This window comes from Rossellomorea aquimaris, assembly GCF_008180865.1.
Lineage (GTDB): Bacteria > Bacillota > Bacilli > Bacillales > Bacillaceae_B > Rossellomorea > Rossellomorea yichunensis.
This window is the reverse complement of record NZ_VTEX01000001.1, coordinates 1,400,141-1,421,261: the sequence shown is the minus strand read 5'-3', so window position 1 is coordinate 1,421,261 and position 21,121 is coordinate 1,400,141. Positions and strand designations below refer to the sequence as shown.

29 protein-coding genes are annotated in these 21,121 nt (G+C 39.0%); 26 read left to right on the top strand and 3 right to left on the bottom strand.

The genetic code is table 11. The features are described from left to right. Positions 1 to 167 precede the first annotated feature (167 nt). The 24 genes from FZC88_RS07180 (at position 168) to FZC88_RS07070 (ending at position 18,224) form a co-directional block, all read left to right on the top strand. Positions 168 to 926: a metallophosphoesterase gene (locus tag FZC88_RS07180; protein WP_187443524.1), complete on the top strand. Its 759-nt coding sequence runs from the start codon at positions 168 to 170 to the stop codon at positions 924 to 926. Between the two features lie 52 nt (positions 927 to 978). Further along, positions 979 to 1,404, top strand: coding sequence for a terminase small subunit (locus tag FZC88_RS07175; protein WP_148994175.1), 426 nt, complete (start codon positions 979 to 981; stop codon positions 1,402 to 1,404). Continuing rightward, complete coding sequence (locus FZC88_RS07170) at positions 1,394 to 2,647, top strand: PBSX family phage terminase large subunit (protein ID WP_148994174.1); 1,254 nt, start codon at positions 1,394 to 1,396, stop codon at positions 2,645 to 2,647. The genes FZC88_RS07175 and FZC88_RS07170 overlap by 11 nt, the downstream gene beginning before the upstream one ends. A gap of 9 nt (positions 2,648 to 2,656) precedes the next feature. Then, the gene (locus tag FZC88_RS07165; protein WP_148994173.1) at positions 2,657 to 4,087 is read left to right on the top strand and encodes a phage portal protein; all 1,431 of its coding nucleotides are present in this window, start codon (positions 2,657 to 2,659) and stop codon (positions 4,085 to 4,087) included. Next, on the top strand, positions 4,056 to 4,952 hold the full coding sequence (locus tag FZC88_RS07160) for a phage head morphogenesis protein (RefSeq protein WP_187443523.1): 897 nt from the start codon (positions 4,056 to 4,058) through the stop codon (positions 4,950 to 4,952). Before FZC88_RS07165 ends, FZC88_RS07160 begins: the two co-directional genes overlap by 32 nt. A gap of 296 nt (positions 4,953 to 5,248) precedes the next feature. Beyond that, entirely contained in the window at positions 5,249 to 5,446 is a 198-nt protein-coding gene (locus FZC88_RS07155; protein ID WP_148994171.1) for a YqaE/Pmp3 family membrane protein, read from the top strand. 122 nt (positions 5,447 to 5,568) lie between these two features. Then, entirely contained in the window at positions 5,569 to 6,174 is a 606-nt protein-coding gene (locus tag FZC88_RS07150) for a phage scaffolding protein (protein WP_148994170.1), read from the top strand. A 13-nt stretch (positions 6,175 to 6,187) separates the two neighbouring features. Next, positions 6,188 to 7,000 (top strand): N4-gp56 family major capsid protein, encoded by an 813-nt coding sequence (locus tag FZC88_RS07145; RefSeq protein WP_148994169.1) that lies wholly within the window; start codon positions 6,188 to 6,190, stop codon positions 6,998 to 7,000. Positions 7,001 to 7,098: 98 nt separating this feature from the next. Beyond that, on the top strand, positions 7,099 to 7,386 hold the full coding sequence (locus FZC88_RS07140; RefSeq protein WP_148994168.1) for a phage head-tail connector protein: 288 nt from the start codon (positions 7,099 to 7,101) through the stop codon (positions 7,384 to 7,386). Further along, positions 7,380 to 7,685 carry a phage head closure protein gene (locus tag FZC88_RS07135; RefSeq protein WP_148994167.1) on the top strand — a complete coding sequence of 102 codons (306 nt, stop codon included), beginning with the start codon at positions 7,380 to 7,382 and terminating at the stop codon, positions 7,683 to 7,685. Before FZC88_RS07140 ends, FZC88_RS07135 begins: the two co-directional genes overlap by 7 nt. Then, entirely contained in the window at positions 7,675 to 8,013 is a 339-nt protein-coding gene (locus FZC88_RS07130; RefSeq protein WP_187443522.1) for an HK97-gp10 family putative phage morphogenesis protein, read from the top strand. The genes FZC88_RS07135 and FZC88_RS07130 overlap by 11 nt, the downstream gene beginning before the upstream one ends. Continuing rightward, complete coding sequence (locus tag FZC88_RS07125) at positions 8,010 to 8,393, top strand: hypothetical protein (RefSeq protein WP_148994165.1); 384 nt, start codon at positions 8,010 to 8,012, stop codon at positions 8,391 to 8,393. The genes FZC88_RS07130 and FZC88_RS07125 overlap by 4 nt, the downstream gene beginning before the upstream one ends. A 9-nt stretch (positions 8,394 to 8,402) precedes the next feature. Further along, positions 8,403 to 8,981, top strand: coding sequence for a hypothetical protein (locus FZC88_RS07120; RefSeq protein WP_148994164.1), 579 nt, complete (start codon positions 8,403 to 8,405; stop codon positions 8,979 to 8,981). A 3-nt stretch (positions 8,982 to 8,984) separates the two neighbouring features. After that, entirely contained in the window at positions 8,985 to 9,290 is a 306-nt protein-coding gene (locus FZC88_RS07115) for a hypothetical protein (RefSeq protein ID WP_148994163.1), read from the top strand. 47 nt (positions 9,291 to 9,337) lie between these two features. Further along, positions 9,338 to 9,574: a hypothetical protein gene (locus tag FZC88_RS07110; protein WP_148994162.1), complete on the top strand. Its 237-nt coding sequence runs from the start codon at positions 9,338 to 9,340 to the stop codon at positions 9,572 to 9,574. 49 nt (positions 9,575 to 9,623) lie between these two features. Continuing rightward, positions 9,624 to 11,273, top strand: coding sequence for a phage tail tape measure protein (locus FZC88_RS07105; protein WP_148994161.1), 1,650 nt, complete (start codon positions 9,624 to 9,626; stop codon positions 11,271 to 11,273). Beyond that, on the top strand, positions 11,270 to 12,082 hold the full coding sequence (locus FZC88_RS07100) for a phage tail family protein (protein WP_148994160.1): 813 nt from the start codon (positions 11,270 to 11,272) through the stop codon (positions 12,080 to 12,082). Before FZC88_RS07105 ends, FZC88_RS07100 begins: the two co-directional genes overlap by 4 nt. 13 nt (positions 12,083 to 12,095) lie before the next feature. Then, positions 12,096 to 13,595 (top strand): alanine-zipper protein, encoded by a 1,500-nt coding sequence (locus FZC88_RS07095; RefSeq protein ID WP_148994159.1) that lies wholly within the window; start codon positions 12,096 to 12,098, stop codon positions 13,593 to 13,595. Positions 13,596 to 13,656: 61 nt separating this feature from the next. Further along, a complete protein-coding gene (locus FZC88_RS07090) occupies positions 13,657 to 13,992 on the top strand; it encodes a hypothetical protein (RefSeq protein WP_148994158.1) in 336 nt (111 codons plus the stop codon). A gap of 85 nt (positions 13,993 to 14,077) precedes the next feature. Then, the gene (locus FZC88_RS07085) at positions 14,078 to 14,893 is read left to right on the top strand and encodes an accessory Sec system protein Asp2 (RefSeq protein WP_148994157.1); all 816 of its coding nucleotides are present in this window, start codon (positions 14,078 to 14,080) and stop codon (positions 14,891 to 14,893) included. 39 nt (positions 14,894 to 14,932) lie between these two features. After that, a complete protein-coding gene (locus FZC88_RS07080; protein WP_148994156.1) occupies positions 14,933 to 16,765 on the top strand; it encodes a phage tail protein in 1,833 nt (610 codons plus the stop codon). Position 16,766: 1 nt separating this feature from the next. Then, complete coding sequence (locus FZC88_RS23915; RefSeq protein WP_187443521.1) at positions 16,767 to 16,934, top strand: hypothetical protein; 168 nt, start codon at positions 16,767 to 16,769, stop codon at positions 16,932 to 16,934. 55 nt (positions 16,935 to 16,989) lie between these two features. Further along, complete coding sequence (locus FZC88_RS07075; protein WP_148994155.1) at positions 16,990 to 17,388, top strand: phage holin family protein; 399 nt, start codon at positions 16,990 to 16,992, stop codon at positions 17,386 to 17,388. Next, on the top strand, positions 17,388 to 18,224 hold the full coding sequence (locus FZC88_RS07070; protein WP_148994154.1) for a peptidoglycan recognition protein family protein: 837 nt from the start codon (positions 17,388 to 17,390) through the stop codon (positions 18,222 to 18,224). The genes FZC88_RS07075 and FZC88_RS07070 overlap by 1 nt, the downstream gene beginning before the upstream one ends. 50 nt (positions 18,225 to 18,274) lie before the next feature. On the opposite strand, the gene FZC88_RS07065 is transcribed toward FZC88_RS07070, so the two are convergent. The 3 genes from FZC88_RS07065 to FZC88_RS07055 form a co-directional block, all read right to left on the bottom strand. Then, complete coding sequence (locus tag FZC88_RS07065) at positions 18,275 to 18,475, bottom strand: hypothetical protein (protein WP_148994153.1); 201 nt, start codon at positions 18,473 to 18,475, stop codon at positions 18,275 to 18,277. Between the two features lie 2 nt (positions 18,476 to 18,477). Then, positions 18,478 to 18,675 (bottom strand): hypothetical protein, encoded by a 198-nt coding sequence (locus tag FZC88_RS07060; RefSeq protein ID WP_148994152.1) that lies wholly within the window; start codon positions 18,673 to 18,675, stop codon positions 18,478 to 18,480. 100 nt (positions 18,676 to 18,775) lie between these two features. Beyond that, positions 18,776 to 18,985, bottom strand: coding sequence for a helix-turn-helix transcriptional regulator (locus tag FZC88_RS07055; protein ID WP_148994151.1), 210 nt, complete (start codon positions 18,983 to 18,985; stop codon positions 18,776 to 18,778). Positions 18,986 to 19,313: 328 nt separating this feature from the next. Between FZC88_RS07055 and FZC88_RS07050 the strand changes: the two genes are divergently transcribed. Further along, on the top strand, positions 19,314 to 20,645 hold the full coding sequence (locus tag FZC88_RS07050; RefSeq protein ID WP_148994150.1) for an FtsK/SpoIIIE domain-containing protein: 1,332 nt from the start codon (positions 19,314 to 19,316) through the stop codon (positions 20,643 to 20,645). Continuing rightward, positions 20,530 to 21,114, top strand: a complete 585-nt coding sequence (locus FZC88_RS07045) for a replication-relaxation family protein (RefSeq protein WP_148994149.1) — start codon at positions 20,530 to 20,532, stop codon at positions 21,112 to 21,114. The genes FZC88_RS07050 and FZC88_RS07045 overlap by 116 nt, the downstream gene beginning before the upstream one ends. Positions 21,115 to 21,121: the final 7 nt, after the last annotated feature.

The window sequence follows — 21,121 nt, the reverse complement described above, 5'->3', positions numbered from 1 at the left end:
GTATGGGGGATATGAAAAGTTAGTACGACAGAATAAGCCGATCGTGTATAAGAGGATAGAGCCGAAGAAACATCCATGTAAAGGGTGTGTATACGGCACGTTTGTAAGTAACGAAAAAGTATTATGCCTATTACCAAAATGCGTGAGGGATAGAAGGTGAACCTCTATTGAAGTTTATAAAGACGAAATTAGAACGAAAGAAAGAATGGAATATACTCTGCTTTAATGATTGGCACATAGGTAGCCACGCTATCAACCATGAGTTATTAAATAAATGTATTGAGTTTATAAACTTGAATAGAGAGAACACACGCATCTTGCTCAATGGAGATTTATTTCATAACATCAATAAACACAGTAAGGGTAATCACAAAGACCAGAGTATGACGGCTCACGAACAACTCAATTATGCGATTGAAGTATTAAAGCCTTATGCAAGCCTTATAGATGGGGTGACATTAGGAAATCACGACTGGAGATCAGAGGAAGAAGCAGACCTAGACTTAATGCTTCTATTCTGTGAACGGTTGGGGATAGAAGATAAATACTTAAAGTATCGTGGAGTGGTAGGATATAGCATCAATAAAAACTTCTACAGTATCGAAATGTTCCATGGTACGGGTGGAGGGGCAACGATAGCAGCAGCAGAACGAAACCTAAAGAAAATGAAGCGTTCAACGGCTGACATTATGTATTGTGGTCACTGGCATAAGGAATACGCTAAACCGTTTAAGGAATATCACATTGATCCGTATAACAACCAACTAAAGGAATACAAACGATGGTTCTTATGTGGGAATACATTAGTAGATACAGAATCCTATGCACAGAAATTTAGTTATGAAGAGTCATTCCCTAGTCAGGCGGTTATAAAGCTTAGTGGGGTTAGGAAGAAACGTAATATTGAAATTGAGTGGATAAGATAGTGTCGAAATAAGCCAAGTTTCAATCTATGTTAGGAGGGAGTGAGATGAAGTAATGGATGAAAGACAAAAACGTTTTGCTGATTACTATATAGAATTGGGAGTAATTGAACAGGCTGCTATTAAGGCTGGATATAGTGAAAGATACGCAAGAGGTAACGCTCATAAGTTAGTTGCGAATGTGAGCATTAAAAAATACATCGAAGAACAGATGGCTAGGAAAGATGCTGAGAGGATAGCTTCGCAAGATGAAGTATTATCATTCCTTACGCAAGTGTTAAGGGGTGAGGTTACAGAACAAGTGCCTATCACCATGAAGGATTACTGGGAGATGGCCGACAAAGAACCTTCACTAAAAGATAGGACGAAAGCTGCTGAACTAATCGGTAAACGATATGCCTTATTTACGGATAAACAACAATTAGAAGCTAATGTAGGTGTGACGTTCGTGGATGATATAGGTGACGAGGATGAAAGCTAAACTATCACAGTTTATATTTGCGATATTCTTTATTGTATGGAGAGCTGCGTTAAACCCGAAGGTACTAAACATTGTATGCAAGGGTGGTCGTGGTTCTGGTAAATCATCAGTAATCGCTCATATCATCGTCCAATTGCTCATGAGGTATCCGGTAAATGCGGTAGGAATAAGAAAGATAGATAACACGATTGAATTATCCATATATGAGCAAATGAAATGGGCCATAAGTGAACAAGGGGTATCACATCTGTTTAAGATTAATAAAACCCCCATGAGAATAACATACATCCCCAGAGGGAATTACATGGTGTTTAGGGGCGCACAAGAACCAGAGAGGATTAAATCCTTGAAGAGTGCAAACTTTCCCTTTGCGATTGCGTGGCTGGAAGAATTAGCGGAGTTCAAAACAGAAGATGAAGTTACGACTATCACCAACTCCTTATTACGTGGAGAATTGGGCGATGGTCTTTTTTATAAATTCTTTTACTCATATAACCCACCAAAAAGAAAACAATCATGGGTGAATAAGAAGTACGAAACGCAGTTTGTTGCTGATAACACAATTGTCCACCATTCCACTTATTTAGATAATCCATTTATCGCTCAACAGTTCATTGAAGAAGCAGAAGCAGCTAAGAAACGTAATGGATTGCGTTACAGATGGGAGTATCTTGGTCATGCTATCGGTTCGGGTGTTGTGCCGTTTGACAATCTGACATTTAGAGAAATAACGGATGAGGAATATAAACAGTTCGACAACATCAGACAAGGAATTGACTGGGGATATGGTGTTGACCCGGTATCATTCGGCAGGTGGCATTATGACAAGACAAGAAAACGTCTATATGCAATGGATGAATATTACGGTGTGAAGATAAGCAATAGAGAACTAGCTGAATGGATGCTCGATAAACAGTATCACGATGTTATGAGTATTGCTGATTCAGCAGAGCCGAAAAGTATTGCAGAGATGAAAACATATGGCATTCGGATTAAGGGAGCGAAGAAAGGCCCAGGCAGTGTTGAGTATGGTGAGAAATGGCTCGATGACCTGGAAGAAATCATAATCGACCCGAAACGCACACCGAACACCGCAAGAGAGTTTGAAAACATTGACTATCAGACAGATAAAGACGGTAATCCTAAACCGAAATTAGAGGATAAGGATAATCACGCCATAGATCAGTGCCGTTACGCACTAGAGAACGATATGAAACAATCAGCAATCAGCTTTTTGAAATGAGGTGAGTAGATGTTTTTCGATAGAACACACAGTGATGAGTTAAATCAAATGGTGATTGATAACTCGAATGTCACCAATGAAAAGATAATCAGGGCTTATATAGAAGCTCACGACACGTTAAAGATGCGTGAAGGGGTAAGGTACTACAATAACGAGGGAGACATCACACAAAGGCGACAGTACGCTGTTGTGGATGGTGTGCAAGTGGAGGACTTGGATAAACCCAATAACAAGGTGGCTCATGGATTCCATAAAATCTTAGTGGATCAGAAAACATCTTATTTGGTGGGGAATCCGATTAACTTCTCTACAGAGGACGATGCGTTTCTTGAACAGATTAACGAACACTTTGGGGAACGGTTTGACGATGTGATAAACGAATTAATCAAAGGGGCATCCAATAAAGGGATAGAGTGGTTACACCCTTACATTGATGAAGATGGAAACTTTGATTATATTGTCGTACCAGCCGAACAGTACATTCCTATCTATGAAGGAAGTAAGCAGAAGGTGCAACAGTATGGTATCCGTCATTACCCGATAACGTTAAATGGCGAAGAAACAACCAAGGCTGAGTGGTGGGATGATAAGCGAGTGACCTACTACATCAAATTAAACGGTGAGTACGTCCTAGATTCGTATGAAGAAGTGAATCCAAGGGATCATTTCCAATATGGTACAGAATCGGAAGGATATAAAGGTTATGGGTGGGGGGAAGTGCCTTTCATTCCTTTTAAGAACAACGAGGAACAACGTAGCGACCTATCCTATTACAAAAGTTTAATTGACTCCTATGACAATCGTGTGAGTGATAACCAAAACTCATTTGATGAGATGCAAGAGTTAGTGTACATCTTGAAAGGATATGAAGGTACAGACTTGAGTGAGTTCAGACGCAATCTAAAGTATTATAAAGCGTTGAAGGTATCAGAAGAAGGTGGACTTGATACAAAGCAAGCAGAAGTCCCTATGACCTCTATAGACGCTCATTTAAACCGATTAGAGGATAACATCTTCACATTCGGTATGGGCGTAGATACGAATACAGATAAGTTTGGGAATTCTCCGTCAGGGATTGCGTTGAAGTTCTTGTACTCGTTATTGGACTTAAAGGCACAGACAACCGAAAGAAAGATACGTCCATCCATTCAAAAGTTATTGTGGTACCTAGCTGAATACTTAGAGATTAGCAATCAGGGAATCTATGACTATAAGAGTGTAGATATGGTATTCCAGTACAATGTCATGGTGAATGAATTGGAACAGGCAGACATTGCGCAGAAATCCAAAGGGGTTATCAGTGATGAAACCATTATGGCCAATCACCCTTGGGTTCAAGACCTGGAACAAGAAAAAGCCCGTATGGAAGAACAGAACGCATCCATAATTAAATTTGAGGATGATGACGATGAACCAGAAGAAACAACTCCAACAGGATAAAGCGTTAGATCGTCATGTCCGGGGTGTCGAGAAGGAACTCATAGCGAATTATCAGCGTTCATTGAAAGAAATACGTGGGAAGTTAGCGGAATTATACGAAAAGACAGACGGAGACTTTAACGCAGCGAATAAATACAATCGTTTGGCTGCCCTTGAAGCGTCCATATCAAAAGAGATAAGCGAACTAACCAAGAAGAATGCTAAAACCCTCCAAAATGGAATTGCAGGACATTACGAAGAATCATTCTTACGTACTGCCTTTCTATTGGAGAATGAGGTGAAGGCTTCACTAGGATATGCGCTTATGAATAAGAAAGCTATCTTACAGGCCATTGAAAACCCTTTAGACAGAGTGGGGTTCATCAACCGTCACAAAGAGGGGCAATTAGTTCTCGCTCGTCAATTGAGGGAAGAAATCACCCAGGGGCTAATACAAGGGAAATCTTATGGACAGACGGCTAAAAAGGTAAAGGAACGTTTCGGAGTGGGTGCGTTCAAAGCTACACGCATTGTACAGACGGAAACGAATAGAGTTAGGAACAGAGCAAAAATTGATTCTATGCAAGAAGCGTCAGATGCAGGGGTTAATATAAAAAAACGATGGATGGCTACACTGGATAAAAAAACACGTGATTCTCATGGGGATTTAGATGGTGTGACGATTGATCTTGATGAAAATTTTGAAATAGATGGTGATTCCGGGGATGCACCTGGTAACTTCTCAAGCCCGGAGAATACTATAAACTGCCGTTGCACGATGGTAAGTATTGTAGAAGGATTCGAACCGAATAGAAGACGTGTAAAAGGTGAAGGTGTCACAGAATACAAAACCTATTCCGAATGGAAAAACAATGTGTCGAAATAAGCCACGTTTACAAAACAAGCAATAGCGCATACTCTTGTAAAAAGGGGGTGGGCGCTTGAAGATAGATTTATCTGACGTAGGGTTGCCGAGAAAGTGTTTAATGATGGTGAGGGATGTCTACAACCATCCGAATACAAATAGTCACACAAAGGACTTTATACGCTTTGAGCTTCAAAAAATATTAGGTAGAGATTATGACATTAAAAAGTTTCTGTCGAAATAGATCACTTCTAAAGAGGAAATATATGGTGTAGTATAGAAGTAACCAGTATAACCTATTAAGGAGTGGAATCATTATGATGTACTTATTAGCTATTTTATTACCACCTGTAGCGGTGTTCTTGTCAGGAAAGCCAATTCAAGGCTTTATCAATCTAGTATTAACATTATTCTTCTGGATACCAGGCGCAATACACGCGGTATTCGTAGTACATGAGAAGAAAGCAGAAAAACGAATGGAACGACAGGTTAAATTAATGAATCAAACTAAATAGATTACCAAGTCACTTCATATGAGGTGGCTTTTTTATCGTCTTTTTTACCTTATGCAGACGTTAAAGAACAAAAGGTAAACCTATCGTGCGTACTACGTTAATGCGAAATAGGAGGATGTACCATGAAAGAATTACTCGAACAATTAGCCAACGGCGAAAAAACTGTTGATGATGTTTTAAAGGCGATTGATGAAGCGGACAAAGAGAAAGTACCTCGTAGCCGATTGAATGACAAGATAGAAGAAATCAAAGAGTTACAAGGTCAGCTCAATGATCGTGACAAACAATTAAAGGATTTGAGCAAAAAGGCAGATGGTAACGAAGATTTGCAGAAACAAATTGCAGACCTTCAAGAAGCAAATAAGCAAACAGCCCAAGACTATCAAGAGAAACTTGATAAACAAGCGTTTGACTTCAAACTGAGTGAAGCCCTTGCATCTGCCAAAGCGAAGAATCCGAAAGCCGTTAAAGCATTGTTGAACAGTGAAGCCATTAAACTTGATGGTGATAAGTTGCTAGGGCTAGATGAGCAGCTAAAAGCCCTACATGAGTCTGATGGTTATTTATTTGAGCAGAAGGAAGAACCTTCCCTCAAAGGGCGCAAGCCGAATGATAGTAAAGAAACACCAACAGGATTGACAAAAGAACAATTTAATCAAATGGGATATTCAGAAAGAGTCAAACTCTATAACGAGAATCCCGAACAATACAAACAATTATCTGAATAGGAGAGTGACCTAAATGGCACAAACACAATTATCCAATCTTGTAAATCCCGAAGTAATGGCAGATATGATCTCTGCTCAACTTCCTAACTTAATCCGATTTGCTCCACTTGCGAGAGTGAACAATGAACTTGCAGGACGTCCAGGTGATACAGTAACCGTACCAAAATGGGGCTATATCGGTGATGCTGCTGATATTGCAGAAGGGGAATCAATTCCACTTGACCAAATGAGTACATCTACTGATACCTTCTCCATCAAAAAGGCTGGTAAAGGGGTAGAAATCACAGATGAAGCGGCTCTTTCTGGTTATGGTGATCCTATTGGGGAAGCACAACGTCAACTAGGTTTAGCTATTGCTAACAAAGTGGACAACGATGCTCTTACAGCGCTTCAAAGCGCAGTATTGACTTATGCGACTGCTGCTGGTGGTAAATTAGATGTAGCAACTGTGGATGCAGCACAACAGGTATTCGGAGATGAAGAGTTAGGTTCAATGGTTCTTATTGCGAATCCTAAAGATGCTGCGGTGCTTCGTGAAGATGCTGCCGGACAATGGGCTAGAGCATCTGAACTAGGTGACGCTATCCTTCAAAATGGTACATTTGGTGAAGTGTTAGGGGCGCAAGTAGTACGCTCTAACAAACTTGCTGAAGGTGAAGCTTACCTAGTGAAACAGGGGGCGCTTGCTATTTATATGAAACGTGGTGTAATGGTCGAATCAGATCGTGACATCGTAAATAAAACAACTGTTATTACTGCGGATGAGCATTATGGCGTTCACCTTGCGGACGATTCTAAAGCGGTTAAAATTACAATTACTGCATAAGAAGGGGGCTTAATGCCCTCTTTTTTTATTATGAAAGGATGATTACATGCTATTACGCAGACATAGAAAACAAGAGCCTAAGAAAGTGAGTGGTTCTAATGATAACGACTCTGAAAGAAGTAAAAAACAGTCTGGGGATAAAGACAGATCAAAAGGACGAGCAAATAATAAGTCTAATTCCAAAGGTTGAGGAATGGCTCAAAAGTTACTGTAATGTGGTTGAGTTGCCACTTGAATACGAAATCAATGCCATTAATATGATTGAGTACAATTTAAATGTGAAAACAGGCTATGCGTCCGAAAGCCTTTCAAGGCACTCTGTAAGCTTTGTAACCGATTATCCTCCTAGTGTATTAAAAGGACTAAGGAGAAAGCTTATATGGTGATTGTGGAGCGTTATACAAGTGTTGATAACGGAATGGGTGGTTCGTTTAATCAGTGGGTATTTCACCTTGAATATGATGGGATCATTGACCAATTAACAGGTAACGAAATAGTCGAAGCGGATAGAATCGCTGAAAACTCCACTCATATCTTAATCGGTGAAGTGGCTGATATAAAACGACAAGACCGGGTTATCGCTAATGGTAAACGGTTTAACGTGCGAAACGTGGACAATCCCATGAACCTCAACAGACATTTGGAAATCATGATTGAATATGAAGGTGAACATAATGAAGTTTAAATCGAATAAAAAAGATGTGTTCAAAGCCTTAAATGATGCTGAAAAACGTGTTTTGTTGGGTATTGGGGAATTTGCAGAAGGTCAAGCAAAGTCGTTAGCGCCTGTTGGTCAATATGATGATGGTAGAGTAGGTGGTAATTTGAGGGGGAGTATAACTCACCAAGTTAACGAAGGTAAACGTAGTGTGGAGATAGGAACTAACGTGGATTACTCGATATTTGTTGAGAAAGGCACTTCTCGAATGTCACCTCAACCATATTTAACTCCTGCGGTAGAGGGTAACAAAGAACAAATCAAAGCCCTCGCTGAAAGGTTATTCAAACTATGAAAAATCTTATCCAATCCTTATACACCATCATTTCACAATCGACCACATGGAGCGTTTACGACACGCAAGCTAATCAAAATGCAGTTTATCCGTATATCGTGTTTAAGTTACCCAATTCAAACAACACAGAGAGCGATAGAGAGGACTTTATCATTGAGGTAGACCTGTGGGATGACAAAACCTTTTGGCAGTCTTTAGAGGACACAGAAAGGCTTTACGAGGAAGTTAGTAAAGTGAACGATGCTATGAAAAAGGCTCGAATCCTAAATGAACATCACCTCTTAATCTTTAGCAAACTCAATCAGTTACAGTTACCCGATCCAGATGAAAATATTAGACGTATTCAGTTGCGTTACGAGGTTAAAACATATGAAAGGTAGTGAAGTTACATGGCAGTAGTAACAAACGGATATTCAGCTAAGACCGCAGAACGTTATTTAATTGATGCAGGGGCGGTATATAAAAACTTAGAATTTGACGATGTGACAGGAGATTTCACAGGAGAGCTACTAGGAGCGACAAGTGGGGGTAACGAATTTGCTCTGTCACAGGAAACACGTGCTATTGAGGTAGACGGTGTGCGAGGTCGTGCGAAGGGTAACACCATCCTAGTATCAGAAGAACCTCAATTAACAGTGAATCTGAAAGAGTTAACAGCTAATAACTTAGCGTTAGCAATCGCTGGTTCTGATGTAGATACGACAGATACGAACTATGACATTATCACAGGTAAAGGAAAGATTGATATTGACGATTACCTTGATAACGTTGCATTAGTCGGGCGCATCACGGGTTCTGATAAACCGATTGTTGTGGTCATTCATAACGCTATCTCTGTAGAGGGTCTGACAATTACAACCGAGGATGATAACGAAGCGATTGTCCCTATGGTATTCATGGGCCATTATGACGGTGCAGATATTGAAACCCCTCCATATACAATTTACTTTCCCAAAGAGGTGGTTTAATTAATGCGTAGCTTAAAATTTACCGATGTATTCACAGTGAGTCGTATTTTAAAGAAGATGCAGATTAAGCCTAATTTCAGTGCGGAACACACGCAAGAATCATTAGGGGCTGAAATCATTATTAAGTTTTTTGAAAACTTAGGGGATGCAGAAGAAGAAGTGACGGCTTTCCTTGCTGATCTAAAAGGTATGAGTAAAGAAGATTTCCAGAAACTTAGTTTTGAAGAATCTGCAAAAGTGCTGCAAGAGTTTAAAGAAATGCCAGGGCTAAAAGGTTTTTTGGACTCTGTTACCAAATTGATGAAATAGATACATTAGATTTAGTGATGAATCGCTATTCTGATGTGTCTTTTTTTATGGGTTTGGATATTGAGACAGGAGCAGAGGTATTAGCGAAAGCAAAAGAGAACATTGCTGAAAGTAGAGTGTGGGAACAGTGGCTTTCTGTTTATCCAAATATGGAGGAAGAAACCTTTATCCCTTATTCAAAGTATCTCGAAGAATTAAAGAAACCACCTAAGAAACAGAAAACAGATGAAGAAGTTATACAAGATGCAGAAAATATATTGAAAAACATGAAGCACTCCAAATAGGGGGTGCTTTTTTATTTGTACCTATGAAGGTAGGTGAGGACTTATTGAATTGTTCCGTTTATTTGGATCTGTATTTATAGATAACAAAGAGGCGAAAGAAGGATTAGAAGAGGTTGAAGGGAAAGCGAAGAAAACAGGTGGAACATTAGGAAAAATGGCAAAAGGTGTAGGGGTTGCTGGTGCTGCTATCGGAGCTGCTGCTGCGGTTGCAGGGACTGCTATGACAGGGTTGTTATCCAAAACACTCGAAGCCACTTCGGAGATTAATAAATTTTCACAAGTTACAGGTATGTCTACCAAAGGGTTTCAAGAATGGGATCACGTAGCAAAACAATTTGGTTTTTCCATGGAACAAGCATCTGGTGATATGGCTATGCTTGCTGAACGAGCAATGGAAGCTCAAAGTGGTATAGGTGAAAATGCTGAAATGTTTAATAAGCTAGGTGTTTCGGTTACAGATGCCAGCGGAAAACTAAAAACCCAAGAACAATTATTCAATGATGTTATCGGTGGATTACAAGGCATGGAGAACGCGACAGAACGAAACGCAATTGCAACAGCTATGTTATCAACCACAGGTGAAGAGTTGGCTCCTGTATTAAATATGACAAATGAAGAATTACAGAAAATGAAAGGTAATGCAAATGTAATCAGTGAAGATAATTTAGCAAAAGCTGATGCGTTTAAGTTGAAGTGGAATGAAGTGAAAACCACCTTTTCTGCATTGGTAACTGATTTAGGAATTAAAGTAATGCCTGTTTTTTTAATTCTTTTTGAGTGGGTTGAGAAAATTAGGAGTAAAATCACGGAATGGATAGAGGATAATTCCCCGAAATTAAATTCATTAAGGGATACCATTGTTTCGGTAATGGAAAAAGCAGTTGAAGTCATGAAGTTGGTTTGGAATTTCATTGTGACATATATACTTCCTATCTTTGCGAGTTTGTTTTCTTGGGTACAAGGTCATATGCCGACAATCAAAGCAACCATATCAACTGTATTCAACAGAATAGTTGAAGTGGCGAGAATGGTATGGGCTTTCTTTAAGGACAATATACTCCCGATCATAGCGAGGTTTTACGAGTATATTCAAAGTAAGATGCCGCAGATACGAAGCATAGTCGAGGGTGTTTTCAAAGTTATATCCAACGTGGTTAAAATCGCATGGGGTATATTTGAAAACTTGCTACTCCCAGTGCTTAAAGCTTTATGGAATTGGATTAAACCACATTTACCGAAAATACAAAGTATTGTTGAAGGTGCATTCAATGCAGTAATTACCATTGTTGAAGGAGTTGTTAAAGTATTCGAGAAAGTCACAGGCGCAATCAAAACGGCTTATGACTGGTTAACTTCATGGAACAACAAACCAGCATCAAAAAAGACAGTGGAAGTTGAAGAAAGACGTACTTCATCTAGTGGAAGATTAGGTGGTGTTCAACGCTATGCCACAGGCACGAACTACGCACCAGGAGGATTAGCCATGGTGGGAGAACGTGGCCCGGAGTTGGTTAGATTACCTAGAGGTTCTAAAGTTAGTACTGCAAACGAAACAAAAGATATGTTACGGAGTCAACAAGTGAATAACACCTACATCACAGTAGAAGGCAACATCGACAGGGACTTATACGATGAGGTTATGTCCAAGCAACAACAGAATGTCCAAACTAAACTAATGTTCGGGGGTGTGAAAGGATGAATCTAATCATTGAACGAGTGGACGGTGCATTATACGACTTGAAATCATTGGGCATTGATACGCTTTATTTTCGCCCTGACTCCCCTAGTTTGGAAACGGACTCTGACGTCGTAGGTGAAGGAGAAATTGATTTAGGTTCTCGTTACAAATCAAGGATGATTAACGCATCATTCTTTTCCAGAGCGATGGATTACGCAGATTATCCTTTAATGAGAAACGAACTATTCAAACTGTTCCAAAGCAAAGAACCTTATTACGTCCGTCCTAGCGAAATGCCGGGGATAAGGTGGAAAGTAAAATCCGAGTCAACGATTGATCTTGAACGAATAGCGAACACGGGAGTCTTTGGTGTGCAGTTTAAATCCTACTCTCCATTCAGTCATTCCATAGGAACCACCCTAGACCCTCTAACATTCGATTCTGAACTATGGCAGATAGGTCAAGGGTTAACAGTCGAAGAACCGGAATACACGCACACAACCTCTTTATTTTCCATCTACAACGCAGGGGATGAAAAGATTGATCCGAGAGAGGTTCACACACCTGTTGTTATTGAGTTCATGGGTGCTTCTAATAACCTGAAAATAAAGAACATCACTACAGGTGACGAGTGGAGCTACACAGGCACAACACACGACTTAGACACAATTAAACTAGATGGCATTCGTTCCACTAAGAATGGGTTATCTATTTTCAGAGATACCAACAGAAAATTAATCACCATTGCATCAGGATGGAACGAACTTGAAGTTACGGGAGCGACGGACACTTTTACAATCTCGTTCGATTTCCGCTTCTATTACATCTAAAGGAGGTTGAAACATGGGGAGATATAGAAAATTAGGTGTAAACCTAGACAGGAATTTCCGAGACGATTATAACGCAAATGTTGACGACATAGAAGTCGATGTAGACAAATCATTGGCTGATTCATCTAGTGCTAAACAAACAGCAGATGAAGCAAAAGCACAATCAGAGAATGCAGAAATAGTGGCTAATCAAGCTAATGCAACCTCTGATGATGTCCAACAACAATTAAACACTATCGTTATCGAAAGTGGTACAAGTGACGCAGAGGTTCTTCAAGCACGTGGTGGGGAGCCTGTTTTGAATGATCGTTTGAATAAAGTTGATACGCAGTTGGTAGAAAAAGCGCAAGTTCAATTTGATGATATTACAGTTAATATCCCTTCAGATTTCGACACTTTACAAGAAGCAATTGATAATTTAAGCGAACGGAAGCCGAAACAAGGTAAAACTATTGCTTTACAAATGGAAAGCGGTTACCGACCATCAAAAGGGTTAAAGGTTGAAAATGGAGATTATAGTCATTTTATTATTAGTTCTGTAGATGCAGAGGTACTTGTTTCAGATGATTATACTGGGAATTTTCTTGAGGCATACAGAGCGAACGCTCCGAAATTATCTTGTTTAATCAACGCTAATTTAAAAGGTGGTGCTGGTGTTTGGTTAGATGAACAATCTGACGGTTATGTCAGCGTAGGAGCAGGTGTTAAAAATACCTACGATAGAGGATTGTACGTTAATAAAACGAGTAGAGTATGGGCAGAGGGCTCGATTTTTACTGGTGGGAGAATACAAGCATTATGGGTATCTCGTGTTTCAACTGCTTTTGTTGATAATGCCTTTTTTGGAGGTGGAGGAGCAGAAAGTTTAGATGAACCATTATCAATTCACATTAGTAGGCAGTCAAGAGTATATGGTCTAAACATTAATGTTGAAAATAGCTTAGGTACAGCGGTTAAAGTGCAACGCGGTTCAATTTTTTCAGCACCTAACGGAAATTTCTCGGGAGCACAAGATAATGGCGTCCAAATTACAGGAGGGTCTATTGCGTATTTAGAAAGTTCATTAATCGAAAATACGGGTAAAATTGGACTTATTTCGCAAGGTGCTTCTAATGTTCACGCTATTAAAACTTCTATTACTGCGAACGCTGGAAATACATCTAATGGAGTATTGTGCGAAAATGCTTCAACCCTAGATATTGACCAAGCGACAGTAACAGGATTTGGTGGATTCAATGTAATAGCAAACAGAGTTGGTACCATTAATGCAAGCGGTACATCAATATCAAACTCTGGTAATCATGGTGTGTATTGCGAACAAGGATCATCTATTAATCTTCGTTCCGCATCTGTTAAAGATTCAGGCAATAAAGACTTATCTATCCTTCGCGGATCGTTTTTAAATGCTTTTGATTGTTCTACCACAAATGGTGTAGGCTCACCGGCATTAGGTGATACAAATGTAACTGCCTTTAATGCTATACAAGGGAGTCAAGGGATTATATGGAGTTAAAAAAACAGTCGAAATTTGGAAAAGTTTGTGTTAAAATTCAAATAAATAGGAGGGGGTTTATTTGAATAGCATTAACGTTTTAGAAAAAGCTGAATTAAATCGACACGAATGGGAAGTTTGGGATAAAAACTCAGAAAATGAGGAAGATGTGATTTTTCTTTTTGGTGATGCTGAAAAAATAGAAGAAAATCTTCTTAAAATTATTGAAGATAATGATTACGATGAATGGTCAAATCGTTGGTCATACTACCTTTCAGTATTCATCAACAGAACAAAAACTGAAAGCAAGGCAAAATACTATGAAAAAATGAGTGAAATCTATGGCGCTTTCTTACAAAACAAATATGAACTAATTCCTTCACTATTAGAGGAAGCTTCTACGATTCGAGAGTCTTAATTTAAGGCTCTTTTTTAATTTTCTATACAATTTACATTTAGTCATGTTAAAATTTTCTTGAACTAAGAGAAAAAGGGGAATTTTCATGACAAATGCAACGGGTGAAATTAACACAGGTGAAAATATTGAAGTTATAAAAAAACCAAAAAAAATTAAAGAAGAAGCCATTTATTACGGCGAAAAAGAAATTAAATATGTTTTTAAAAAGAATGAAAAAAGCAATTTTCTTACCGTGGGTTTTTCAGGGATTCCTAAAGTAGGGACTCCTCCTAGATACAATTACATGAGAACCATAATGGATATAGAAGTTAATCAACTCTTTATTCTTGATGATCATGGTATGATAGGGTGCTATTATCTGGGTGAGAACAAGGATTTTGCAGTAGAGCGATCTATCGCTGGGTTAATTGATAAAATAGCACAAGAAAATGAAATACCTAAAGAAAATATCATCACAATGGGTTCGAGTAAGGGTGGGTATGCCTCACTATATTACGGAATTAAATATAACTATGGACACGTGATTTCCGCATCTCCACAAACAAAACTGGGTTCGTATTTAATAAGGCAAAATATCGCTAATGCATATATAGCTCAATATATTTCCGGTGGAGTAAGGGAACAAAACAAGGTCTTTTTAGACGATCTATTATATGAAGTCGTTAAAGAATCTGAAGTGTTTCCTGATATAAGGATACATTGTGGTATAGGTGAGATGCATTACACTGAACATGTTATACCTCTACAAAGAGCTTTAATGGACAAAGGGGTTAGGATAGAGGTTGATTTAGAGAATTATTCAAACCACAATGACGTGTTGAAGTATTATCCAGAGTATTTAAGAAAAACCTTATTCGGGATAATCGAACAATCAAATGAAAATAAAGAACGTGAAGCATAATCGGACACTACTGTGCAATAGAGGGAAGGAGGTCATTCATTGCTAATCGTTACAAATTTACAAGGTGAATCTGAACCTCTAACCGGGTTTAAAGGATTGGCCCGTAATAGGAATCTGAACGGGGAGAGAGTCTTGCGCTTTCTCCTTTTTCCTTTGCCTACAAACGAATATTCCTATCCTATGGTGATGGAAGAATCCACAATCGAATATAAAGGTGACATCTACCGGATTAAGAATATAAAGCGAAATACAAAGGGGAAGGCATCGTATAAAGAAGTAGTGGCAATACATGACTTCTTCGCTTCTCTTATCGACTCACACCAATACGAAAAACACACAGGTAGCATGACGTTTGCGGCAGCTTTAAATTTTGTATTCAACGGCACAAACATCACTTTCTCCATAGTCGATTCCTTCTACGCTGAACCATTCGAGAATTTTGGTGACGATAACCGTATAGCGTTGTTTCAGACACTGTTGCAACGATATAATGCAGAATACACAAGGGACGGAACACACCTAACATTCCGTGAGAAAATCGGATCAGATACAGATGTTCAATTCCGATTCAATCACAATGTCAAGTCTCTTTCCGAGGAAGTGGACACAAGCAACCTTTCGACCTACATTAAGGGGTTTGGTGCGGAGGGTGTAGAAACGGATTACACAAGCCCCAACGTGTCTATATTCGGTGTGCGTGACGCTAAACCTGTAAGGGATGAACGATACACCACAACAGAAGGACTGTTAGAACGACTCAAGAGCGAGATACAGGATATTCCGAATCTAAGTATAGGCATAGACATTGTGGATTTAAGAAGAGCCGGGTACACGTATGAGGTCCCGAATGAAGGGGATAGAATCTTTCTCATATACGAGCCGTTAAACATCGACACAGAAGCCCGTATCATGGAGATAGACGAGGAATATAATGAAAAGTTTGAAGTGGTGAAAACGTCTGTCACCCTTGCGAATTTTAAGCAAAGCATCATTGATAAAATGGCAAGCTTCTCAAAGACTCAGAAGCAAGTTAATGCTATCTTAGACGGTTCTAAACCTTTACCATACAACGTCATGGATGAAGCGGTCAGAAGGGCTACAGAAGCGTTACAAAACGCGCAGACCGAACTTGAATTCGAGAGCGGCATAATTGCGCGTGACCCAGACAATCCAAATCGATTAGTCTTGTTCAATTCTGCCGGATTGGGCATCAGTGATGATGGAGGTCAAACGTTCCGACAGGCTATCACTTATTTAGGAGTCAATACAGACGTTTTAACGGCTGGTCAAATCCATACAAACAATATTCAGATCATCGGAGAAGATGGTCTTTTTTATTGGGATGGAAACGCATTGATGGCGATAGATGCTAATAATCCAAATAAATACGCTAAATACAATCAAGAGGGTCTTTACATTTCACAAGGAGCCTTCACACTAGAACGTCCAGATGGATTCAAGGCGGTCAATGATGGGATTTTAGATATGCAACATTCTATCAACACGGCTTACCCGGAATATTATGAAGGTGCTATTACCAAGGAAGGTTTTTGGCTCACGACTACAAGTTCAACTTATGCCACTTTAGGTGTGTTCTTCATGAAACACATTTCAAGGTATGCGGTTTTCTCTTTCTTCACAAATGTAGATGATGCAGCAGCAACATCTTCTATCCGTATCAAGGATATGGTTTCAGGTGAATATTTAGGCTATGGTGGTTCTAGCTCTGTGGACGAATCAACAGTAAGTGTCGTACAAGTGGATTTAGGTGTACCTACAGGAGTTAGGAGACAATTAGCCGTAGAGTTACGCACAACAGTAGGCGGCATTAAAGCGCGTGCAAGGATGTTTGACAGATATTTGGAGGGATAACATGGGATTCTTGGTGTTTTGCAATACAGACGAACAAGGAAACATCACATTATTTGTGGCTGGACCTAGAATCATTCCAGATAAACAATATGAACACTTTTTCTTTTTAACAGAACCAATTGAACCATCCGATTATAAAGTGGAAAACGGTCAACTAGTAGAAAAATAAACAGACGGACATCCATACGAGGTGTCTTTTTTAATTATAAAAGGGGGAATAAAAAATGATAGGAGTAAACAACGTGGACAAACAACCATCAGAATTATTAATTTATGGATTCGATATAACAAATGTAGTGGGGAACTTCTGGTATGTAGCTATAGGTTTTATCATGTTTGACATCATCACGGGATTATTAGCAGCAGGAGCAGAAAGGAAGATAAACTCTTCCATCAACTTTATAGGATTAATCCGAAAGGTAGCGTTATTCGTAGCGTTAGCTTTTTTAGTTTTCGTGGATGCTTATGTAGGGTCACAGGGGTATCTTGTAAAGCTTGGAGTAGGGTTGATTGTCGCATATGAAGGTATCAGCATTATTGAGAATTTCAGCCGTATAGGAATTGACGTGAAGTTTCTGACGAAGTATTTTGACCCGAACAAAGTTGGAAAGGATGATAAATAATGGTGAAACTTAATTATCGCAAAGACCACGTTATTAAAAACAAATACTCACGATCAGGCGACTCTTTAATTAAGGTACAAGCTATTGTCGTTCACTATACGGCAAACCCTCATGCAAACGCAGAAGACCACCAGAAATTCTTCGATGGTTCAGATGGTGGAGGTGGCCGTTATGCTGGGGCGCATATATTCGTTGATAAGGATGAAGCAGTTGAAATCATCCCTCTAAATGAAGTTGCTTACCATGCCAATGACCAAACATTGAAATTATCAGCGTTGAAAGCTTCGACCTCTTACTATCCAGGTGGTAACGCAAATTTACTTACAATAGGAATAGAAATGTGTATCGAGAAAAACGGATCATTACATCCTGATACAGTGGAGCGTACTCGCTTAGTGATTAAGTATCTTCAAGATAAATACCCACAATTGAGAGATACCAAAAATAGAGTAGTACGTCATTACGATGTAACCGGAAAGAATTGCCCTAAACCGTTTGTAGAGGACAAACAAAAGTGGAATGCGTTCCTATACTCAATAGATCAACCTGTTAAGACGCAATCGAAACCAGCAGAAAAACCAAAAGAGGAAATGAAAATAGTGGAGAATGCGATTATCATTAATTCCGTTAACGACTACCCAGCAGCCGAACTATTAGCGAAGAAAATCAACTGTCCTATCTACCCAGACAAACGGACATTTGCTGAAAGTAAGGATAAAGTCAAACACATGTATGTAGTGGGTGGCGATAAAGACGGTATCAAAGCTGATAAAGTTACTTTGTTAGCCGGCCCTGATCGTTTAGCCACATATGCAGAGGTTAAGAAAGCCCTATAATAAATATAGCCCTCTACTTAATTGTAGGGGGCTTTTATTCGTTCTTTAGGTTAATCAATTTTACCACCATTTATTAATGCTAACTGCGCTTTATAAAAGTTATATTTACCTTCTATGAGGTTTATTTTGTCATCTTCATTATCATAATGAATTATGAAATTTTCACCTCCAGCTCTAATGGATTGCATGTTATATTTTTTCATTAAATCTTTTAATTCCAAGGAAAACTTTTTAAGAGTTTCATTGTCCATAATCACGACCTCCTTATTCGTTCCGTCACATCCTCACCATCCACTGTAACCTTCACAATCTCCATATCACGATACCCGTATTCTTTCCTTACCTCATATATCCACTTATGAATATTCTTATCCAATGGCTCACACAACCGGTTATACTGTGTCACTCCCATACCCACTATGCGTGTCTGTAGTTCTATGGTATAGATCATGATTTACTCCTTCTAAGGCGCTTTATGTCCACATTCATCACAAGTGAATATAGATTTTCTTAATTCTCTAATTAATTCATTTTTAACTTTAATATCTTCCTTATTCGCTATTATTTTTCACATCCCCGACATATAAATCATCCACCTTGCATTCCAAAAACTTAGCCAATTTAAACGCTTGCTTCATTCTAGGATATGACACACCTTTAACCCAATTACTTAATTGTTGGGGTGTAACCCCTAATTCCATCGCTACATCCTTCTGTTTCAAATCTCTTGCTACGATCAATTCTTTAATGCGTGGTTTCATTCCTGCTAACTCCCTTATATCTAAGCTACTAGTTATATTCAACACCTCTCTTTAATATTCCTTTATATACTAATTATACAACTAATGATTAATAAATACAATTATTTTTATATGGACAATGTAATTCGTGGGCATATCAGACATATGGTAGGAATATACCGAAGCAATCAGAAAGGAAATTGTTTTAGAACATACCAAAGAAATGTCTACATCAGAAATTGATTAGGAATAACTCTTTTGTTCACTGGTCAACATTCAAACCCTGTACCAATCCTTCTTATTAGTTGGGAGTTATTACTAAAGTAATATAGAAAATGAGGTGGTGTCTGTGTTAGCTGAAATCACAACAACTTTAATCGGTGGGGGTGTCTTTGCTTTTGGTCATTTTGCGAAAAACAAAGGTGGCAGCGATCATAAAAAAATTCAGTTAATCGCAAAGAACTGTGGACTCGTTTCTAAGGACGGTAAAGAAATTCGGATTCATCGTAAAAGTGGCAATCGTGAGTGGAGTGAGTACGTTTATCAGATGCCACATGGACTATCTTACAAACAATTCAAGGAGAAGCTTCACAACTTCCAGGATGGGTTGAACATCAAGGGGACGATACTGGATATTTCATTGAAGGATTTTAAGCAGCTCAAATTACAAGCGGATATATTCAATCAGATTAAAACGATTATCGAAAAGAAACGCACATTAAAGAAGGAAGTGGATATTGAATTCGATGGGATGTTGAAGTTCAGAGTTTATAACGAGCCATTAACCGATAAATATACTTTCGAGGACGCTACTGCAAAAAAAATAAATGGGTGGAAAGCAGTAGTGGGGATCAATCGCATGGGCAAACGAATACTCATTGATTTTGAAAAGGTGTATCATATCATCGTTTCCGGAACTTCTGGTTATGGAAAATCAAACTGGATAAATAGCACGATTAATATTCTTGTCGGAAATCACCCTGATGACGTCACATTTACTTTTATTGACTTGAAAGATGGGTTGGAACTTAATCGTTATCGGAATTTAAAACAAGTGAAATCGTACGCTGAAACCCCAGAAGAAGCAAAGGTAGCGTTGGAAAAAGCGATTAATGAAATGAGTAACATGAATGCTTATCTAAAACAAAACGGATTTTCCAATGTAAAGGATGCAGGGATTAAAAAACGTCACTTTGTCATAGTGGATGAAGGGGCTGACCTAGCTGATGATGATGTGTGTCAGGGGTATCTAACTGATATCGCAAGGAAGGGTAGAGCAAGTGGATTAAAATTAATTTTCGCGACACAATATCCAACTGCGCAGGTGGTCAGGTCTCAAATAAAGAGACAGTGTATGGGGCGGCTTTCATTTGTGCTCGATACAGCAATAGCCTCCAATGTCGCATTAGATCAGAGTGGTGCTGAATCACTACCGCCAATCGAAGGGAGAGCCTTATACAAGGAGTTAAAACTAATCGAGGTGCAAACACCTTATATAGATGATAAGACCATTAGAGACAACATAGAGCCACATATACGATTCCAAGCAAGAAAGGAGAGTAAGAATGCACAACATCATGAAGAAGGAACAGAGACAGGAAAACATTCTCTTGAGCTTGAAGAAGTTGGATTATTTGAGCAGAAGCCAGCTGCAAAAACTCCACCGTCTAGGAAGCGATAGGAACGCTACTAGAGTGATGAAGGATATGTCTGAATACGTTTCATCCTTTAGGCATGTAGAAAACGTGTATTACCTCAACAAAGCCGGTAGAGAGCGTGTGAGAGCAACCAAAATATGTAGAGGGCGAACACCACAAATCACCCACTATCTTATGAGGAATTCCATGTATATCTCATTGGGTTGCCCCATCACCTGGAAGAACGAAATCAAATTAAAGGTGAAGGATGTTCAGATTGTAGCAGATGCACACTTTGAAGAGAAAGACACCATCCATATAGTCGAAGTGGATCACACCCAAAAGATGAGCGAGAACCGAAAGAAGATAGAAAAGTATCGTGAAATTGTCAGATTGACCGGGTTGAAATTTCAATTCCATTGGATAACGATAACTCACAACAGACAGAAACAATTGCTTGAACTATGCCAGGGATTAAACGTGAACGTGTCATTGGCACAAGATTACATCTAGGAGGAAA

Excerpts from the sequence above, each read along its gene's own strand:
- FZC88_RS07175 (WP_148994175.1), top strand. The coding sequence starts at position 979 with ATGGATGAAAGACAAAAACGTTTTGCTGATTACTATATAGAATTGGGA.
- FZC88_RS07170 (WP_148994174.1), top strand. The coding sequence starts at position 1,394 with ATGAAAGCTAAACTATCACAGTTTATATTTGCGATATTCTTTATTGTA.
- FZC88_RS07165 (WP_148994173.1), top strand. The coding sequence starts at position 2,657 with ATGTTTTTCGATAGAACACACAGTGATGAGTTAAATCAAATGGTGATT.
- FZC88_RS07160 (WP_187443523.1), top strand. The coding sequence starts at position 4,056 with ATGAACCAGAAGAAACAACTCCAACAGGATAAAGCGTTAGATCGTCAT.
- FZC88_RS07155 (WP_148994171.1), top strand. The coding sequence starts at position 5,249 with ATGATGTACTTATTAGCTATTTTATTACCACCTGTAGCGGTGTTCTTG.
- FZC88_RS07150 (WP_148994170.1), top strand. The coding sequence starts at position 5,569 with ATGAAAGAATTACTCGAACAATTAGCCAACGGCGAAAAAACTGTTGAT.
- FZC88_RS07145 (WP_148994169.1), top strand. The coding sequence starts at position 6,188 with ATGGCACAAACACAATTATCCAATCTTGTAAATCCCGAAGTAATGGCA.
- FZC88_RS07140 (WP_148994168.1), top strand. The coding sequence starts at position 7,099 with ATGATAACGACTCTGAAAGAAGTAAAAAACAGTCTGGGGATAAAGACA.
- FZC88_RS07135 (WP_148994167.1), top strand. The coding sequence starts at position 7,380 with ATGGTGATTGTGGAGCGTTATACAAGTGTTGATAACGGAATGGGTGGT.
- FZC88_RS07130 (WP_187443522.1), top strand. The coding sequence starts at position 7,675 with ATGAAGTTTAAATCGAATAAAAAAGATGTGTTCAAAGCCTTAAATGAT.
- FZC88_RS07125 (WP_148994165.1), top strand. The coding sequence starts at position 8,010 with ATGAAAAATCTTATCCAATCCTTATACACCATCATTTCACAATCGACC.
- FZC88_RS07120 (WP_148994164.1), top strand. The coding sequence starts at position 8,403 with ATGGCAGTAGTAACAAACGGATATTCAGCTAAGACCGCAGAACGTTAT.
- FZC88_RS07115 (WP_148994163.1), top strand. The coding sequence starts at position 8,985 with ATGCGTAGCTTAAAATTTACCGATGTATTCACAGTGAGTCGTATTTTA.
- FZC88_RS07110 (WP_148994162.1), top strand. The coding sequence starts at position 9,338 with ATGGGTTTGGATATTGAGACAGGAGCAGAGGTATTAGCGAAAGCAAAA.
- FZC88_RS07100 (WP_148994160.1), top strand. The coding sequence starts at position 11,270 with ATGAATCTAATCATTGAACGAGTGGACGGTGCATTATACGACTTGAAA.
- FZC88_RS07095 (WP_148994159.1), top strand. The coding sequence starts at position 12,096 with ATGGGGAGATATAGAAAATTAGGTGTAAACCTAGACAGGAATTTCCGA.
- FZC88_RS07085 (WP_148994157.1), top strand. The coding sequence starts at position 14,078 with ATGACAAATGCAACGGGTGAAATTAACACAGGTGAAAATATTGAAGTT.
- FZC88_RS23915 (WP_187443521.1), top strand. The coding sequence starts at position 16,767 with ATGGGATTCTTGGTGTTTTGCAATACAGACGAACAAGGAAACATCACA.
- FZC88_RS07075 (WP_148994155.1), top strand. The coding sequence starts at position 16,990 with ATGATAGGAGTAAACAACGTGGACAAACAACCATCAGAATTATTAATT.
- FZC88_RS07070 (WP_148994154.1), top strand. The coding sequence starts at position 17,388 with ATGGTGAAACTTAATTATCGCAAAGACCACGTTATTAAAAACAAATAC.
- FZC88_RS07065 (WP_148994153.1), bottom strand. The coding sequence starts at position 18,475 with ATGGACAATGAAACTCTTAAAAAGTTTTCCTTGGAATTAAAAGATTTA.
- FZC88_RS07060 (WP_148994152.1), bottom strand. The coding sequence starts at position 18,675 with ATGATCTATACCATAGAACTACAGACACGCATAGTGGGTATGGGAGTG.
- FZC88_RS07055 (WP_148994151.1), bottom strand. The coding sequence starts at position 18,985 with ATGAAACCACGCATTAAAGAATTGATCGTAGCAAGAGATTTGAAACAG.
- FZC88_RS07045 (WP_148994149.1), top strand. The coding sequence starts at position 20,530 with ATGCACAACATCATGAAGAAGGAACAGAGACAGGAAAACATTCTCTTG.